The organism is Nocardia sp. NPDC051750, from assembly GCF_044453135.1.
Lineage (GTDB): Bacteria > Actinomycetota > Actinomycetes > Mycobacteriales > Mycobacteriaceae > Nocardia.
The window spans coordinates 336,390-354,324 of record NZ_JBITCK010000002.1; the positions used below are offsets into that span (position 1 = coordinate 336,390).

Annotated in this window: 14 protein-coding genes; 8 read left to right on the forward strand and 6 right to left on the reverse strand. The window is 69.1% G+C overall.

The window, feature by feature from the left end; all coding sequences use genetic code 11:
- Positions 1-31: 31 nt before the first annotated feature.
- A complete protein-coding gene (locus tag ACIA75_RS08785) occupies positions 32-1,210 on the forward strand; it encodes an FAD-dependent monooxygenase (protein WP_397101594.1) in 1,179 nt (392 codons plus the stop codon).
- Here ACIA75_RS08785 and fdhD read toward each other — a convergent pair.
- Genes fdhD through ACIA75_RS08800 form a run of 3 tightly spaced genes read right to left on the reverse strand, consistent with a single transcriptional unit; the run spans position 1,180 to position 5,440 of the window.
- Complete coding sequence (gene fdhD, locus ACIA75_RS08790) at positions 1,180-1,992, reverse strand: formate dehydrogenase accessory sulfurtransferase FdhD (protein WP_397101596.1); 813 nt, start codon at positions 1,990-1,992, stop codon at positions 1,180-1,182. The two genes, ACIA75_RS08785 and fdhD, sit on opposite strands and share 31 nt — an antisense overlap.
- A complete protein-coding gene (locus ACIA75_RS08795) occupies positions 1,992-4,292 on the reverse strand; it encodes an FdhF/YdeP family oxidoreductase (RefSeq protein WP_397101598.1) in 2,301 nt (766 codons plus the stop codon). Before ACIA75_RS08795 ends, fdhD begins: the two co-directional genes overlap by 1 nt.
- Positions 4,293-4,342: 50 nt before the next feature.
- The gene (locus ACIA75_RS08800) at positions 4,343-5,440 is read right to left on the reverse strand and encodes an FHA domain-containing protein (RefSeq protein WP_397101600.1); all 1,098 of its coding nucleotides are present in this window, start codon (positions 5,438-5,440) and stop codon (positions 4,343-4,345) included.
- Positions 5,441-5,598: 158 nt separating this feature from the next.
- Here ACIA75_RS08800 and ACIA75_RS08805 point away from each other — a divergent pair, with 158 nt between their 5' ends.
- Entirely contained in the window at positions 5,599-6,171 is a 573-nt protein-coding gene (locus tag ACIA75_RS08805) for a GNAT family N-acetyltransferase (protein ID WP_397101602.1), read from the forward strand.
- 126 nt (positions 6,172-6,297) lie between these two features.
- Here ACIA75_RS08805 and ACIA75_RS08810 read toward each other — a convergent pair whose 3' ends face one another.
- Both ACIA75_RS08810 and ACIA75_RS08815 read right to left on the reverse strand, forming a co-directional pair.
- A complete protein-coding gene (locus ACIA75_RS08810) occupies positions 6,298-7,848 on the reverse strand; it encodes a glycerol-3-phosphate dehydrogenase/oxidase (RefSeq protein WP_397101604.1) in 1,551 nt (516 codons plus the stop codon).
- 53 nt (positions 7,849-7,901) lie between these two features.
- A complete protein-coding gene (locus tag ACIA75_RS08815) occupies positions 7,902-8,519 on the reverse strand; it encodes a TetR/AcrR family transcriptional regulator (protein WP_397101606.1) in 618 nt (205 codons plus the stop codon).
- Positions 8,520-8,633: 114 nt separating this feature from the next.
- Between ACIA75_RS08815 and ACIA75_RS08820 the strand changes: the two genes are divergently transcribed.
- Positions 8,634-10,211 carry an FAD-binding oxidoreductase gene (locus ACIA75_RS08820; RefSeq protein WP_397103415.1) on the forward strand — a complete coding sequence of 526 codons (1,578 nt, stop codon included), beginning with the start codon at positions 8,634-8,636 and terminating at the stop codon, positions 10,209-10,211.
- A 43-nt stretch (positions 10,212-10,254) separates the two neighbouring features.
- Entirely contained in the window at positions 10,255-11,184 is a 930-nt protein-coding gene (locus ACIA75_RS08825) for a diacylglycerol/lipid kinase family protein (protein WP_397101608.1), read from the forward strand.
- Between the two features lie 220 nt (positions 11,185-11,404).
- Here ACIA75_RS08825 and ACIA75_RS08830 read toward each other — a convergent pair whose 3' ends face one another.
- The gene (locus tag ACIA75_RS08830) at positions 11,405-12,094 is read right to left on the reverse strand and encodes a hypothetical protein (RefSeq protein ID WP_397101610.1); all 690 of its coding nucleotides are present in this window, start codon (positions 12,092-12,094) and stop codon (positions 11,405-11,407) included.
- Between the two features lie 549 nt (positions 12,095-12,643).
- Between ACIA75_RS08830 and ACIA75_RS08835 the strand changes: the two genes are divergently transcribed.
- The 4 genes from ACIA75_RS08835 to ndk all read left to right on the forward strand — a co-directional run bounded on the left by ACIA75_RS08835 (position 12,644) and on the right by ndk (position 17,730).
- Positions 12,644-15,322, forward strand: a complete 2,679-nt coding sequence (locus tag ACIA75_RS08835) for a valine--tRNA ligase (protein ID WP_397101612.1) — start codon at positions 12,644-12,646, stop codon at positions 15,320-15,322.
- A gap of 86 nt (positions 15,323-15,408) precedes the next feature.
- Positions 15,409-16,779 (forward strand): bifunctional folylpolyglutamate synthase/dihydrofolate synthase, encoded by a 1,371-nt coding sequence (locus tag ACIA75_RS08840; RefSeq protein WP_397103417.1) that lies wholly within the window; start codon positions 15,409-15,411, stop codon positions 16,777-16,779.
- Positions 16,780-16,849: 70 nt separating this feature from the next.
- Entirely contained in the window at positions 16,850-17,266 is a 417-nt protein-coding gene (locus ACIA75_RS08845; RefSeq protein WP_397101614.1) for a DUF4233 domain-containing protein, read from the forward strand.
- A gap of 47 nt (positions 17,267-17,313) precedes the next feature.
- The gene (gene ndk / locus ACIA75_RS08850) at positions 17,314-17,730 is read left to right on the forward strand and encodes a nucleoside-diphosphate kinase (RefSeq protein WP_397101616.1); all 417 of its coding nucleotides are present in this window, start codon (positions 17,314-17,316) and stop codon (positions 17,728-17,730) included.
- Positions 17,731-17,935 lie beyond the last annotated feature (205 nt).

A 17,935-nucleotide genomic window follows, 5' to 3' on the forward strand; every position in this document is an offset into this window, starting at 1 on the left:
CGGCGGACGCATATCCTGGATGGAGATCGTCATGCAGAACCGCACTGTTCTCATCTCCGGCGCGAGTATCGCCGGGCCCGCGCTCGCCTACTGGCTGGACCGCTCCGGATTCGATGTCACGGTGGTCGAGCGCGCCCCGTCGCTGCGCCCGGGCGGCCAGGCTGTCGACTTCAAGGGCGATGTGCACCGCACCGTGCTGGAGCGGATGGGTATTTTCGACGAGATCCAGCGGCGCCGGACCGGGGCCACCGATATGGTCTTCGTCGCCGCCGACGGCCGGGAGCAGGCGCGGATATCGGGTGATTTCACCGGCGGCGACGTCGAGATCCTGCGGGGCGATCTGGCCGAGATCCTGTACCGGCCGACGGCACAGCGCTGCACCTATGTCTTCGGGGATTCGATCAGCGCATTGCGCGAAACCGGCGGCGGTGTGGAGGTCGAATTCGAACACGGTCCGGACCGTCGTTTCGATCTGGTGTTCGGTGCGGATGGGATCCGTTCCCGAGTGCGCCGCCTGGTATTCGGGCCGGACGAGAAGTTCGTGCGGCATCGCGGGTACTACTACGCGATCGCGGGGGAACCACTCGCCGGCGAACGCGGTGACGGTCCTCGGCGGCGGGTGGCCCGGGCATACAGCGCTCCGGGCCTGCTCGCGGTACACGGAGGCCCGAAGGCGCAACAGATGTATATGTTCGCCTCGGCGGAACTCGGCTTCACCGACGAGGCCGCCAAGCGGCGCGCCGTGATCGAGCGATTCGCCGGACTGGGTGGGCAGGTACCGGCGATGCTCGCGGAACTCCCCGAATGCGACGAGTTCTATCTCGACGCGCTGGCCCAGGTGCGGATGGACACGTACGTGTCCGGGCGGGTAGCGCTGGTCGGGGACAGCGGCTACGGCAACGCGCTCGGCGGATTCGGCACCGGTTTCGCGGTTATCGGGGCCTATGTGCTGGCCGGCGAACTCGCTTCCGCCGGGGGCGATCACACGGTGGCCTTCGCACGCTACGACCGGATTATGCGCGGGTACACCAAGCTCGGAGGCAACAGCAATCCGGGTCGATTCCTCGCCCCGAAAACCGCCTACGGCCTCCGCCTGCGCAATTGGTTCCTCGGTTCGCGCTGGTTCGACCTGATGGACAAGTACGCCGCCGACGCCAAGGACGATCTGGAGCTGGCCGACTACCCCTTGATGCGCTCGGGGCAGGTGTAGATGTTCATCGTGTCGCCGCGCACGAATCCGGCGAGCGTGAGCCCGGATTCGGCGGCCAGGTCCACGGCCAGCGAACTGGGTGCCGACACTGCCGCCAGGATCGGGATACCGGCCAGGACCGCCTTCTGCGCGAGTTCGAACGAGGCGCGTCCGCTGACCACCAGAACGAGGTCGGTGGCCGGGATCCGGTTCTCCCGCAGGGCCCAGCCGATCACCTTGTCCACGGCGTTGTGCCGGCCGATGTCCTCTCGCACCGCCAAGATATCACCGGTGGTGGTGAACAGGCCGGCCGCGTGCAGGCCGCCGGTGGCGTCGAAAACAGACTGCCGCCGGCGCAGGGCATCCGGCAGGCGAGCCAGGACCGCGGCCTCGACCAGCGGCTCGGGTGGGGGGAGCGGGTGGCGGCTGCGCTGCCGGACCTCGTCCAGCGCGGTTCTCCCGCACAGGCCGCAGGCGCCGGTGGTCAGGAAAGGGCGGCTCGGCAGGGCGACCGGGCCGGTGAGGCCGAGATCGAGGACGTTGTAGGTATTGTGGCCCGCGTCGTCCGTCCCGGCGCAGTAGCGGGCGGTGTGGATATCGGCCGCGTCGGCGATCAAGGATTCGCCGAACAGGAAACCGTGCACCAGGTCGATATCGTTGCCCGGGGTGCGCATGGTGACAGTGAGTGATTCGCCGCGGATCCGGATTTCCAGGGGTTCCTCGACGGCCAGGGTATCGGGGCGGGTGATCTCGCCGGAGGGGGTGATCCGTCGCATCCGGCGTCGCGCGGTGACTCTGCTCATTATGACCGGTGGATATGGGGTTCGAGCCGGATGACGACTGCCTTCGACACGGGAGTATTGGAGCGTTCCGCCACATGGTCGAGCGGGACGAGGGCGTTGGTTTCGGGATAGTAGGCGGCGGCGTTACCGCGGGGCGTGGAATACGCGACCAGCCGGAAACCCTCTACGCGACGCTCGATACCGTCGGTCCACTCTGCGATCAGATCGACGAGATCACCGTCGTGGAAACCCATTTCGGCGATATCGTCCGTGTGCACCAGCACCACCCGGCGGCCGTGATGGACGCCGCGATAGCGGTCGTCGAGGCCGTAGATGGTGGTGTTGTACTGGTCGTGGCTGCGCAGCGTCTGCAGGACGAGTCGGCCGGGCGGCACCGGGACCCAGCTCAGTGTGTTCACCGCGAAATTGGCTCTTCCGGTGGCGGTCCGGAATTCGCGGGTATCGCGCGGCGGATGCGGGAGCACGAAACCGTTGCGCTGCCGGACCCGGGTGTTGTACTCGGCGCAGCCGGGGACCACGCGGGCGATGGCGTCACGGATCCGGTCGTAATCGCCGCGGAATTGCTCCCAGGGCACCGGATGATCCGGGCCGAGCAGTTCCCCGGCGAGTTCGCAGACGATCGCGACCTCGCTGCGCAATTCGTCGCTCACCGGGTCGAGGCGGCCGGTGGACAGATGCACCATCGACATCGAATCCTCCACCGACACCTGCTGGCGGAGGCCGTCCTGGATGTCCAGGTCGGTGCGGCCCAAAGTCGGCAGGATCAGTGCGGTGGCACCGTGCACGACATGGCTGCGGTTGAGTTTGGTCGATACCTGCACCGTGAGGGCGCAATTGCGCAGCGCGGCTTCGGTGACGGTGGTGTCCGGGGTGGCGGCCACGAAATTCCCGCCCATACCGAAGAAGACGCGGGCACGCCCGTCGCGGAGCGCGCGGATGGCGGCTACGGTGTCGTATCCGTGAGTGCGCGGACTGGTGATCCCGAACTCGCGGTCCAGGGCGGCGAGGAACGGTTCGGGCATCTGCTCCCAGATACCCATGGTGCGGTCGCCCTGCACATTCGAATGGCCGCGCACCGGGCAGACACCCGCCCCCGGCTTACCGATCATGCCGCGCGCCAGCAACAGGTTGGTGGCCTCCTCGATGGTGGCGACCGCGTGTTTGTGCTGGGTGAGGCCCATGGCCCAGCAGAGGATGGTTTTTTCCGAGCGGGCCAGCAGGTCGGCCGTGCGGGCGAGTTCGTCGCGGGTGAGACCGCTGGCCTCGCAGACCGTGTCCAGATCGACCGCGCGGATGTGGCGCTCGTATTCGGCGAAACCGGCGGTGTGTGCCTCGATGAAGGCGCGGTCCAGGACGGTGCCCGGGGCCCGGTCCTCGGCCTCGAACAGGAGTTTCGCCAGCCCCTGGAACAGTGCCATATCGCCGCCGAGCCGGATCTGCAGGAAATCGTCGGCGATATCGACACCGGAGGTGAGTCCGCGCACCGTCTGCGGGTCCCGGAAACCGAGCAGACCGGTTTCGGGCAGCGGATTGATCGCGATGATCCGGGCGCCGGACTTCTTGGCGTCGGCGAGCGCGCTCAACATCCGGGGATGGTTGGTGCCCGGATTCTGGCCGGCCACCAGGATCAGGTCGGCCGCGGCGAAATCGTCGATGGTCACCGAGCCCTTGCCGATCCCGATGGAACCGGTCAGCGCGGCACCCGAGGATTCGTGACACATATTGCTGCAGTCGGGCAGGTTGTTCGTGCCGAAACTACGGACCAGCAGCTGATAGAGGAACGCGGTTTCGTTCGCGGTGCGGCCGGAGGTGTAGAACACGGCTTCGTCCGGGGAGTCCAGCGCGCGCAGCTGCTCGGCGATCAGCCGGTAGGCCTCCTCCCACGAGAGGGGTCGGTAGTGGGTATCGCCGGGCCGCAGCACCATGGGGTGGGTCAACCGGCCCTGGCGGCCCAGCCAGTACCCGGACTTCCCGGCGAGATCGGCGATCGAGTGGGCGGCGAAGAACTCCGGGCCGACGGTATTCAGGGTCGCCTCCTCGGCGACGGCTTTCGCTCCGTTCTCGCAGAACTCGGCCGGGCGGCGGTGCCCGGTCGGCTCCGGCCAGGCGCAACCCGGACAGTCGAAACCGTGTACCTGGTTCACCCGGGCGAGGGTCCGGGCGGTCCGGATGACACCCATATCCGAGACGGCGCGCCCCAACGCGACCCCGACCGCCCGCACCCCGGCCGCCTGCCCCTTCGGGGGCGTGATGGTGAGCGCGGATTCGTCGATATCGTCGGTCGGGCCGTTGCGGTGCATACCGCCATTGTGCGCTGCGGGCCGGTCGGGCGTGGACCGGGGCGCGCCGCTCAGGTGGCGGCGTGCGGGGATTCCGGCTGGTAGGTGAGGACCTGTTCACTGATCCGGATCCGCCCGCCGGGCGGTAATTCGGTCGGGGACTGGCCGATCCGGGTCCAGCGCGGTTCGCCGGGCGTCGAGACGAAGGTACCGGCGGCGGTGCCGGCGTCGCGGAGGAACACTTTGCCGGCGTCCACCGAGAGGTAGGCGTGCACGCGGGAGATGTGGCGGTCGCGTTGCAGTACCAAGGGATCGGCGGTTTTGCGGCGGATGGATTCGTCGACCGAGGGGCCGCGGCCGATGACGTAGGCGCGGTCGAGGGGATAGCTGGTGCCGTCCTCGGCCACCAGGCTGGCAGCGGATGCCTGCTGAGGTGCGGCGCCGTTGTTCTGTGCGGCGTTCGCCGGCTCCTTGCGCAACCGGATCGGCTCCGGCGCACGCTGCGGTGCCGGGACAGCCGACCAGGCCCGCGTGCCGGGGAGCGGTTCCGCGGTGCGGGCCGGCGCGAGGCCGGTGCGCGGACCGGAGTCCACCACCGGTTCCGGTTCGCCGGCGGCCAGACCGGCCGGTGCGGTCGCGACCGGTTCACCCGCTGCGACCTTCGTCGCGGCCCGGCTGTGTTTCTTACCGCTGCGCCGGACGGCGGCATGGATGACGAAACCACCGCCGGGCACGACCCCGGCGCGGAGATCGGTCCGGGGATACGGCGATACCTGAGCGTCCGGCCCGGGTCCCACCGACAGCGTGCGAACAGGGTCGCGGACGATCTCGTCCACCCAGGTGAAGGCCCGCGAGCCGACCAGCTTCCGGGAACCCTCGGCGCCGGAGATCATCGCCGAGACGGGCCCGCGCAGCAGGATCAGTGTGCCGTCGGCGGTGGGCGCGACCAGGCCGAACGGGGGCGGTTCGGAGCCGGTGCCGAAAACGACCGCGGCCAGCCGCTGCGCGATGGCGGCACCCGGATGCTCCACATCCGCCACCGCCTCGACGGCGCCGAGTATCCGCTCGGTGGACGCATTGGCTCCCACCAGGTAGATCACGACCTCGCCGAAGCGTGCGACCAGGCCCTCACCCGGTGCGATACCGATCGTGGACGTCTCAACGCGCACCCGGGGCTCCTTCCTGGCAGATCACCGCATCCAGCATAGATGCCGAGTTGTTACCCGGTCCGGAGATGATCTGTGTCGATGGCCGCTGCCCCGGCCCGGTGGGTGGTTCGCTGTGGGGAGCGTGGGCAGCGGGTCCGCGCGGCAAGGTAGGAGTGTCCATGATCCGAGAAGCGACCGCCGCCGATATCCCGGCACTGCAGGATATCGAGGTGCGGGCCGGCGAATCGTTCGTGGCCGCGGGGATGGCCGCGGTCGCCGGGGACGAACCGCTCACCGCGGATGTACTCGGCGAGTTCGTTCTGGACAGCCGCGCCTGGCTCTGGGAGAGCGGTGGCCGGCCGATGGGGTACCTGATCGCGAGCATCCTCGACGGGAACGCCCACATCGACCAGGTCTCGGTACTGCCCGAATGCCGGGGGCAGCGGATCGGGCGCCGGCTCATCGACTGTGCGGTGCGCTGGGCGGCCGATCGGGGGCTACGGGCGATCACCCTGACCACCTTCACCGAGGTCGCCTGGAACGGTCCCTACTACGAGCGGCTGGGTTTCCGGTACCTCGAACCCGCCGAGGAGACCCCTGGTTTGCGGGCCGTGCGGTCCGAGGAGATCGCACACGGTCTGGATCGGTGGCCGCGGGCCTGTATGTCTGCGTCCGTCCCCGCGTGGGAATACGTGTCATCGGGCCCGGGAGCCCGGAGCGACGCGGAACTCCGAGCCGGTGGGGATACCTGATCGTGAGCGTTGTCGACGGGTACGCCCATATAGACCGGGCGTCGGTACTGCCCGAATGCCGGGGGCAGCGGATCGGGCACCGTCTCACGTGGTGAATGACATGAGTAGGGCGAGTAGCGTCCGGTGTCAGTCGCTCCGGGCGACCGCGGCCTCTGCGGCCGGGTGGGCCGCAGCGCGGTCGTCGGATACCAGGCCGATCCGGGTGCGCCGGTCCAGGAGGTCATCGGCGTCCAGTGCACCTTCCTGGGCCGATGACCAGGCGAATTCCGCCGCCAGGACATCTATTCCGGGCGCGACGGCTTCGGCCAGTTCAGGGTTCTCGGCGGCCAGGGCCGCGATCGCGGGGGCTTCGGCGCCGTAGCGTTCGATGAGGAGCCGGGGTGCGGCCAGCCGGTCCCGGGCGCCCCCGCCGACCGCACCGACCAGCGGGAGATCGGTGGTCCGGCACGGCCCGGCGGGGAGGCGGGCATGGGATACGGCCGTGTCGACCGCGTCCTGGGCCATCTTGCGGTAGGTGGTGAGTTTGCCGCCGACCACGGTGATCAGCCCGGTGGGTGCGGTGAGGACGGCATGTTCGCGGGAGATATCGGCGGTGTCGTCGCCGGTGGTGCGTAACAGGGGGCGCAGGCCGGCGAAGGAGCCGCGGATATCGCTGCGGGTCAGCGGGGTTCGCAGCACGGTGTTGACCGTGTCGAGCAGGAAATCGATCTCGGCCGGGGTGGGGTGTGGTTCGTCGGGGACCGGGCCCGGCGCGTCCTCGTCGGTCAGGCCCAGGTAGACCCGGCCGTGCGGTGCGGGCAGGGCGAAGATGAAGCGACCCACCGAATCGGGGACCGGGACGGTCAGCGCCGCGGTGAGGCCGCCGAAGGATTCGGCGTCGAAGACGAGATGGGTGCCCCGGCTCGGGCGCAGTTCGATACTCGGATCGACCTCGTCGGCCCACACACCAGTCGCGTTGACGACGGCCGCCGCGCGAACGGTGAGGGTTTCGCCGGTCTGAGTGTCACGCAGCGTGGCCCCGGCGCCGGTCACCCCCTCGGCGGCGACCCGGGTGAGGACGGTCGCGCCGTGTGCGGCCGCGGTCCGCGCCAGCGCAACCACCAGCCGGGCGTCGTCGACCAGCTGTCCGTCCCAGGCCTGGAGTCCGCCGCGCAGCCCCTCCTGCCGGACGGTCGGGGCCGAGCGGAGTGCTTCGGCCCGCGTCACCCGGCGTGATCGCGGCAGCAGTGCGCTCGGTGTGCCCGCGGCGGCGCGCAGGATGTCTCCGGCGAGGAAGCCGGCGCGGATCAGCGCCTGCGACGAGAACCCGATCCCGGGTAGGAGCGGCACCAGTTGAGGTAGGGGGCGCACCAGATGGGGTGCGTTGCGGCGCAGCAGGATTCCGCGCTCCACGGCGCTCTCGTGCGCGATCCCGATACGCCCGCTCGCCAGGTAGCGCAGGCCGCCGTGTACCAGTTTCGAACTCCAGCGGCTGGTGCCGTGCGCCAGATCGTGCCTTTCCACCAGAACCGTGCGCACTCCGCGCGCGGCGGCGTCGAGCGCGACTCCGGTACCGGTCACGCCACCGCCGATGACCAGCAGGTCCACGGTGGGTTCGTCGCCGAGCGCGCTGAGTTCCCGGCTGCGCCGGTCCGCGTTGAGCGCCGGGCCGGTGGAACGGGAGGGGTTGGTGACCATAATTTCGTGGCACGGCGCCCAGCAGGGCGGCGGGTGTTGCGCGCGGCCGTGCGCTACTCCTTCCTGGGCGAGGGGACCCCGGGCGCGAGGTACGCGTCGAGGGCATACCGGAGTTCGGTGTCCATGGCGGGCTCGTCGAGCAGTTCGGCCACCGTGGCCGCCGATTGCACCGCCGACTGCGCGATCAGCAGCACCATCGCCGCCAGCTGTCCGGGGTCGCCGGGACGCACCGACCCGTCGGCTTGCCCGTCCTCGATACCGGTGACGAAAAGCTCGAGCAGTACCCGCTGGTTGCGGCCCAGCCGGCCGAACACGTAGGTGAGCATGAGGTCGGTATCGGTGCGGAAGATCTTGCCGAACAACGGGTTCGACCGAACCTGCGCCGCGCCCGTCACCACGCCCGTGATCAGGCGGGCGCGGGCGGTGCCGGTGGCGGGCATGGCCGCCGCGATGATCGTGCGCAGTTCCCGGACCAGCAGTTCTCCGATGAGCGCGCCGCTGTCCGGCCAGCGGCGGTAGACCGTGGGCCGGCTCACCCGGGCCCGGCGGGCCACTTCGGCGAGGGTGGTGCGCCGGACTCCGAATTCCGCGACGCAGTCACGTGCCGCATCCAGGATGGTCCGGTCGACGGAACCGGTATCGGGGTCCGGGGGGACGGTGCCGGTGGGCACGGAACGACCTCATCTCGAGTTTACTACTTGACAGAACATGTCAAACTGTAACGCATGACCACTAGTCAGGGCGAGACCGACGCAGAACCGGCCGTGCGTGCGGTCCGGCCGGATATGGTGTGGGACGCCTGGGGCGTTCCCGCCGGGCACACACCGCTGCCGGAGCGGATTCGCGGTCTGCTCGGTCAGGTGTTCGGCGTCTCCGGGGAACCGGTGGCGCGTCGCGATGAGGGCGATGTGCCGCTTCGGCCGCCGGTCCTGTCCACGGACCGGCGGGCCGGTCTCGCCCGGCTGGTGGGGGAGGGGCACGTCTCCACCGAGCACTCCGCCCGGTTACGGCACGCGGGCGGTAAGAGCACGCTCGATCTGCTGCGCCGGCGGGTCGAGGGTCCCCAGGACGCTCCGGACGCCGTCGTCTACCCGGCCGATCACGGGCAGGTGGCCGCCGTTCTCGCGTACTGCTCCGAACACGGAATCGCCGTGGTCCCGTTCGGCGGTGGCACGAGCGTGGTCGGTGGCCTCGACCCGGTGCGCGGCCGCTTCGACACCGTGATCGCCCTGGACCTGCGGCGCCTCGACGCCCTGCTGGACTTCGACCCGGTCTCCGGTACCGCGACATTCGGCGCGGGAGTCACCGGGCCGCGGGCCGAACAGTTGCTCGCCGCGCACGAGCTGTCGCTCGGGCACTACCCGCAGAGTTTCGAATTCGCCAGCATCGGCGGTTTCGCCGCGACCCGGTCGTCCGGCCAGGCGTCCGCCGGGTACGGCCGGTTCGACGATATGGTCCAGCGGCTGCGGGTCGCGACACCCACCGGGACAGTGGAGCTGGGCCGGGGGCCCGCATCGGCGGCCGGGCCGGATCTGCGCGAGCTGTTCGTGGGCTCCGAAGGTGCGCTCGGGGTGCTCACCGAGGTCACCGTCCGGGTCCATCCTGTTCCGGAAACCACGGCCCATATGGCCTGGTCCTTCCCCGATTTCGCGACCGGCGCCGCCGCGCTGCGATCGGTCGTGCAGACCGGTGCCGCTCCCACGGTGCTGCGGTTGTCGGACGAGGCCGAAACCGGGCTGAATCTGGCGCGCTCCAAAGATGTCGGCGGTACACCGGTTTCCGGTTGCCTCGCGGTGACCACCTTCGAAGGGAGCGCGGCCCATGTTGCCGCGCGGAGTGCCGAGGCGGCCGAGCTGCTGCGCGCGGCCGGAGGGACCGAACTGGGTCCCGGGCCCGCCCGGGATTGGGAACACGGCCGTTTCGGGGCGCCCTATCTGCGCGACGCCCTCCTCGACACCGGGGTGCTGTGCGAAACCCTGGAAACCGCGACCACGTGGAACCGGCTCGGCGAACTCAAGGCCCGGGTCACCGCCGCGCTCACTGAGATGCTGTCGCCGCAGGGCGAGCCCGTGCTGGTCATGTGCCATATCTCGCATACGTACCCGACCGGCGCCTCGCTGTATTTCACGGTCGTCGCGAAACTCCCCGACGATCCGATCACGCAGTGGCGGAACGCGAAACAGGCCGCCGGTGACGCCATCGCCGCCGCCGGCGCCACCATCACCCACCACCACGCGGTCGGCGCCGACCATCGCGCCTGGCTGCCGGACGAGATCGGCGAGCTCGGAGTCCGGATACTGCGCGCGGTGAAACGCGAAATCGACCCGGCCGGAATCCTCAACCCTGGCACACTGCTGCCATGATGCGATACCTCCGCCTTCGCTGCGGCCATCCGATGGAGGTTCTTTGACCGAGGTCAGCGGCTGCGGGGCCGATCTCCGCGAGGTGCGTGCGGTCGCCGTGGTGACCAACCCGTCTGCCGGCCAGGGCCGGGCCCGGGACGCCGCGCACACGGTGGTCGAACAGCTGGCCCGCGAGGGGATCGAGATCCTCGAGATCCACGCTCCCTCCGCCGCCGAAACCCGGGAGCGCCTGCGGGCGGCACTGACCGCCGGGCCGCCCGACGTGGTCGTCTGCGTCGGCGGGGACGGGCTGGTCTCCACCATTCTCGATCCGCTCGCGCAGACGGCGGTGCCGCTGGCGCTGGTGCCGGCGGGCACGGGCAACGATCTGGCCCGCGAATTCGGGATCGGCGACGATCCGCGCCTCACCGCGGACCTGGTCCGGAAGGGGAGGGCACGCACGATCGACCTGGGCCGGCTGGAACCCAGCGGGCACGAACCCATGTGGTTCGCAACCGTCGCCTGCACCGGTTTCGATGCCCGGGTCACCCTGCGGGCCAACCGGATGCGCCGGCCGCGCGGCCGGCTGCGCTACACCTTCGCCGCGGTAGCCGAGATCACCCGCGGCACCACCGTGCCGTACCGGATCGAACTGGGCGGCGACCATTCCGTTGTCGACACCGAGGCGCTGCTGGTCGCGGTGGGCAACACCACCACCTACGGCGGGGGTATGCGGATCTGTCCCGATGCGGTCTGCGACGACGGATTGCTGGATGTGACGGTGGTCGGCAAGGTTTCACACCTCGAGATGCTGCGTATCCTGCCCGCGCTGTCGTCGGGTAAGCGGATCGACCATCCCGCGGTCAGCCAGTATCGGGTCGAATCGGTGCGGTTGACCGCACCGGACGCTCCGGCCACCGCGGACGGCGAACCCGCCGGGCAGCTACCGGTGACGGCGCGGATCGCGCCCCGCGCGCTGACACTGCTGTATTGATTGCCCCGCCTCCGGCGGGGCGGGTTCGGGGCCCCCTCGGTCTCGGTTCTTCCCTCCTCCGCTCCTCCGCTTCGCTCCCCCGCTCCGTCAGTCCAGAACCGAGACGGGCCCCGAACCATTGAGGTACGCCGAGCGAAGTCCATGCTTTTGGGCGCACGGAGGTTCTCGAACACCTGTGGGCGGGGACCAGATCTTGCTGTCGGCTCGAACTGCGGCGGGATCAGGCGGCGAAGCGGATTTCGCGGAGGTGGTCGATGGTGGCGCGGTCCATGACCACTACCGACTCGGGCCGCGGCAGTGGGCCCGCTTCGCTCTCCACCTGATCCAGCAGGCGTCTCCAGCGCCGGACGTGCCAGTTGAACGACACCCGGCCGACGCGCCGCCCACGGGCGTACTGCCCGGCCCGTGCGACCGTGGCGGGGACATCGAGCAGCACCATATGCAGTTCACGGCCGCGCCGGGCAGCCCATCGGGTCAGCATGCGCCGGGTGAACGCGACAGTGCCGCAATCGTGGATCACCACCGGGCCGGTATGGTCCCGCAGGGCGATCCAGATCCGGCGGAAATGCACCATATGCACCACCGGACGCCACAGCGGATAGGGCAACCAGGCCAGTCGGCGCCGCCAGGAGTTGCGCGCCTGGATCGAATCGATCACCAGCGAACCGCCGGGGCCCGCGGGCGGGCCCTCATCCTCGGGGCCGGAGCCGAACAGTGTGCGCAGCGCGGTGCTCTTACCCGCACCCGGGATACCGGCGAAAATCACTGTGGCCGTGGGCGGATACCGCAACTCCCCGGTGCGGCGGCCCCGTAGATCCACGACACCCCGCGGGTTCAGTACAAGTGAATCCGATTCGGGGAAGACGGATTCGGGCGGATACAACGGGACCGAGTCGAGCGGGGGGTTCACGTGATCCAGGGTCCCCAGTGAGATCGATTTCGGCAACTGTGTCCATGGCGCCGCTTCCGGCGGCGCGGGTCGGGGGCCCTGTTGACCCCGGCCACCGGTGTTGACTGGACCGAGCAGGGCAGCAGACAAAATCCGGAAGCACGACGCACCGTTGGCCGGTTGGCCGCTGCGTTCTCCGGCCCGGCAGTCGGATCCGAGGCAGGCCACCGGACTGGATCTTTTGGCGTTGCCCCTGGCGTCGCGGTCCGAGGAATGCGGGGCGGGCGCAGAGGTCCCGGGTTTGTTCACCGCACGGCTCTACGCAGAGGGGGCTTGTGACGGATCTGAGAATTCCGGTGGTCAAGCTGAGAATTAGTTATGGATTAGGATCGGCGCCGCCGATCGGCGGTAGGCTGTCTCATGTAGGCGGAGTCTTCGGTGTCCCTCATCCACCGAAGGCTCCGCCTTCGGCTATTCGGGACCGGGACCGGGATCCGGACTCGTATCGAGAGCGATCCGCTATCGCGCACCCTGCGAAAACCATTTCTCCCGGAACATTAGAATTCTGGCGTGACCAGCGCAGCCCCTGACAATACGCGTAATCGTGCCGATGCCCTCCCCAAAAGCTGGAACCCCAGTGAGGTGGAGGCCGACCTGTACGAACGCTGGGTAGCCGCCGGTTACTTCACCGCCGACCCGCAGAGTTCCGCGCCCGGATACTCGATCGTGCTGCCGCCGCCGAATGTCACCGGCACGCTGCATATGGGCCATGCCCTCGACCACACCCTGATGGATACCCTCGCGCGCCGGAAGCGCATGCAGGGGTATGAGGTGCTGTGGCTGCCGGGAATGGACCACGCCGGTATCGCGACGCAGTCGGTGGTGGAGAAGCAGCTCGCCGTCGACGGCAAGACCAAGGAGGATTTCGGCCGCGACCTGTTCGTGCAGAAGGTCTGGGACTGGAAGCGCGAGTCCGGGGGCGCGATCCAGGGGCAGATGCGGGCCCTCGGTGACGGCGTCGACTGGTCGCGTGACCGGTTCACCATGGACGAGGGCCTGTCCCGGGCCGTGCAGACCATCTTCAAACGGCTCTTCGACGCCGGCCTCATCTACCGGGCCGAGCGGCTGGTGAACTGGTCGCCGGAACTGCGTACCGCCATCTCCGATATCGAGGTCAAATACGACGAGGTCGCCGGTGAACTGGTGTCACTGCGGTACGGGTCGCTCGACGATGCCGAACCGCATGTCATCGTCGCCACGACCCGGGTCGAGACGATGCTCGGCGATACCGCGGTGGCGGTGCACCCCGACGACCCCCGGTACCGGGACCTGATCGGCACCACCCTCGAACACCCCATCACCGGGCGGCGGATTCCGATCATCGCCGACTCCTACGTCGATCCGGAATTCGGTTCCGGCGCGGTGAAGATCACACCCGCGCACGACCCGAACGACTTCGAGATGGGTCTGCGGCACAACCTGCCGATGCCCACGATCATGGACGAGCGCGGCCGGATCACCGGTACCGGCACCGAATTCGACGGGATGGACCGGTTCGAAGCTCGGGTGAAGGTGCGCGAACGGCTCGCCTCCGAGGGCCGGGTCGTCGCCGAGAAACGCCCCTACCTGCACAGTGTCGGCCATTCCGAACGCAGCGGCGAACCGATCGAACCGCGGCTGTCCATGCAGTGGTGGGTGAAAGTCGAGTCGCTGGCCAAGGCCGCCGGGGATGCCGTGCGCAACGGGGATACCGTCATCCACCCGGCGAGCCAGGAACCGCGCTGGTTCGACTGGGTCGACGAGATGCACGACTGGTGTATTTCGCGGCAGCTGTGGTGGGGCCACCGGATTCCCATCTGGTACGGCCCCGAGGGCGAGGTCGTGTGCGTCGGTCCCGATGAGGAGGCCCCCGAGGGCTGGGTGCAGGATCCGGATGTCCTGGACACCTGGTTCTCCTCCGGACTGTGGCCCTTCTCCACCATGGGCTGGCCGGACGCCACCCCGGAACTGGCCAAGTTCTATCCGACCAGTGTGCTGGTCACCGGCTACGACATCCTGTTCTTCTGGGTGGCGCGGATGATGATGTTCGGCACGTTCGTCGCCGACGATGCCGCGCTGGCCACCGGTAAGGGCGGCGCGTATCAGATCCCGTTCCGGGATGTGTTCCTGCACGGCCTGATCCGCGACCAGTACGGCAAGAAGATGTCGAAGTCCCGCGGTAACGGTATCGACCCGCTCGACTGGATCCGCGATTACGGCGCCGACGCGCTGCGGTTCACCCTGGCCCGCGGTGCTCAGCCCGGCGGCGATCTGTCGGTCGGCGAACCGCATGCGCTGGCCTCGCGGAGTTTCGTCACCAAACTGTTCAACGCCACCAAGTTCGCGCTGATGAACGGTGCCCGCCCCGGCGACCTGCCGCCGCGCGATTCGCTCACCGACGCCGACCGCTGGATCGTCGACCGGCTCGACGAGGTGATCGCCGAGGTCGATACCGCCTTCGACGCCTACGAGTTCGGCAAGGCCTGCGAGGCGCTCTACCACTTCGCCTGGGACGAACTCTGCGACTGGTATCTGGAACTGTCCAAGGTCCAGTTCACCGAAAGCGAGGCGCGTGCCGAATCCACCCGCGTGGTGCTCGGCTCCGTGCTGGATTCGGTGTTGCGCTTGCTGCACCCGGTGATCCCGTTCGTCACCGAATCCCTGTGGCAGGCGCTGACCGGCGGTGAATCGGTGGTGATCGCGTCCTGGCCGCGGCCGACCGGGGTCGCCGCCGATACTGCCGGCGCGCAGCGGATCGCCGATCTGCAGCGGCTGATCACCGAAATCCGTCGTTTCCGCAGCGACCAAGGGCTCAACGATAAGCAGAAGGTGGCCGCCCGGGTGCTCGGCCTGGACACCGCCGGGATCGCCCATCTGCATCCCGAGGTCGCCAATCTGGGCCGGCTCACCGAACCGGGGGAGAGTTTCGCGGCCACCGCGTCGGTGGAGGTGCGGCTGAGCGGAACCACGGTCACGGTCGAGGTGGACACCTCGGGCAGCGTGGACCTGGTGGCCGAGCGGCGCCGGCTGGAGAAGGATCTCGCGGCCGCGCAGAAGGAGCTCGCCGGTACCGACGCCAAACTCGGTAACGAAGCGTTTTTGGCGAAGGCGCCGGAGCCGGTGGTGGACAAGATCCGGTCGCGGCGCGAGGTGGCCGCCGCCGAGGTCGACCGTATCGGGGCCCGGCTGGCCGAGCTGAGCGGCAAGTGAACGACCACGAACCGAACCCGGAACCGGAGCCGCAGCACGGTGGCGCCCGGCTCGGCACCGGTCCGTCGCCGGTGGAGTTGGCCGAGATGGCGCTGGTCGAGGCGGAGCTCGATCAGCGCTGGCCGGAAACCGAGATCGAACCGTCGCTCGCCCGGATCTCGACGCTGATGGATGTGCTGGGCTCGCCGCAACGCGGGTACCCGGCGATCCATATCGCCGGGACCAACGGCAAGACCTCGGTGACCAGGATGATCGACTCCCTGCTCACCGCCCTGCACCGCCGCACCGGCCGGTTCACCAGCCCGCACCTCCAGCTGGCCACGGAGCGGATCGGTATCGACAACCGGCCCATCACCCCGGCGCACTATGTCGAGCTGTATCGCGAACTGCAGCCCTATATCGAGATGATCGACGCCCAGTCGGCCACCGCGGGCGGCCCGGCCATGAGCAAATTCGAGATCCTCACCGCCATGGCCTACGCGGCATTCGCCGAAACCCCGGTCGACGTGGCGGTGGTGGAGACCGGGATGGGTGGCAGCTGGGACGCCACCAATGTGATCGACGGCCAGGTCGCCGTGATCACCCCGATCGGTCTCGACCACACCGACTATCTGGGCCCGGACCTGGCCTCCATCGCCAAGGAGAAAGCCGGGATCATCAAACCCGCTCCGGAAGCACTGATCACCACCGATACGGTCGCGATCATCGCTGAACAGGACCCCGAGGCCATGGAGGTGCTGTTGCGCCGGGCCGTCGAGGTGGACGCGGCCGTGGCGCGGGCCGGCGCGGAGTTCCGGGTACTGTCCCGCCGGATCGCGATCGGCGGCCAGCAGCTGGAACTCCAGGGGCTCGGCGGTGTGTACGACGAGATCTTCCTGCCGCTGCACGGCGAACACCAGGCCCACAATGCCGCACTCGCCCTGGCCGCGGTGGAGGCGTTCTTCGGGGCGGGCGCCGAGCGCCAACTCGATGTCGACGCGATCCGCGCCGGGTTCGCCGCGGTCACCAGTCCCGGCCGGCTCGAACGGATGCGCAATGCGCCCACGCTCTTCATCGACGCCGCCCACAATCCGGCCGGCGCGTCCGCCCTGGCGGCGACGCTCACCGCGGAGTTCGATTTCCGCAAACTGGTGGGCGTGGTCGCGGTACTCGGCGACAAGGACGCCGACGGCATCCTCGCCGCCCTCGAACCGGTCTTCGACGAGATCGTCGTCACCACCAACGGCTCCCCCCGAGCCCTGCCGGTGGACCGGCTCACCGACCTCGCCGTCCAGCGTTTCGGCGACGAACGCGTCGTCGCCGCCGCCGCGCTGCCGGACGCGCTGGAAACCGCCGTCGCGCTGGCCGAGGAGGTCGGTGAGTCCGGGGAGATGGTGTCCGGCGCCGGTGTGGTCGTCACGGGGTCGGTGGTGACGGCCGGCGCTGCCCGCGCCCTCTTCGGCAAGGACCCGGCCTGAGCAATACCTTCGGCGGCGAGGGCCGGGGGCAGCGAACGTGCGACGGCGGAGGCGGCGCAATATGTACATCATGAGTGAGCCAGAGACAGCGGGGTCGGAGCCCTCACCTGCCGCACCCGATCCGTGGAAGGGCCTGCGCGGGGTGATGGCCGGGGCGCTGGTGCTCGAGGCGATCACCGTGCTGCTCGCGCTACCGGTGGTCGCCGATATCGCCGGCGGTGTGACCTGGGCCTCCGGGACCTATCTGGTGGTGCTGGCCGCGCTGATGATCGCGGGTGCGGGGCTGCAGCGGCGGTCCTGGGCCGTACCGTTCAACCTCGGCCTGCAGGTGCTGGTCCTGGCGGGCGGCATCTTCCATATCTCGATCGCGGTGATCGGAGTCGTTTTCCTCGCCGTATGGATTTTCATCCTGGTACTGCGTTCCGATGTGAAACGGCGCCTGGAGGCGGGGACCCTGCCCAGCCAACGGCCACGCGGCAGTTCCTAGTCCCGGCTGAGTGCGCTTCGCTCAGCTGTGCCCATTAGGCTGGCCGCGTGACAGAGCAGACATTGATTCTGATCAAACCGGACGGCGTCGAGCGCGGTTATGTCGGCGAGGTGCTGAGCCGGGTCGAGCGCAAGGGGCTGAAGATCGCGGCCCTCGAGCTCAAGCAGGTGAGCGAGGAACTGGCCGGCGCCCACTACGCCGAGCACGCCGAGAAGCCGTTCTTCGGCTCGCTGATCGAATTCATCACCTCGGGCCCGGTCGTGGCAGCGGTGCTGGAGGGCCCGCGGGCCATCGCCGCGTTCCGGCAGCTGGCCGGCGGCACCGATCCGGTGGAGAAAGCCGCCCCCGGCAGTATTCGCGGTGACCTGGGTCTGGAAACCCAGTCGAACCTGGTACACGGGTCGGACTCGCCCGACTCCGCCAAGCGTGAAATCTCCCTCTGGTTCCCCGAATTCCCACTCTGAACACCGCCCGGTAACGGGCTGTCCGGACCCGTGCGAGTGCCTTGCGCAGCGCCATGGCGAACACCTGGCGCATGGTGTGGGATACTGGTACATGGTTGCGCTCCACCCAGGGTGCGATCGGATGACACACTGCGGAACGATGCCGCCATCGCTGCCGCGGACGTACAGCCGGAGACCTCGGCTGCGTCTGCCCGGCGCGCTGGAC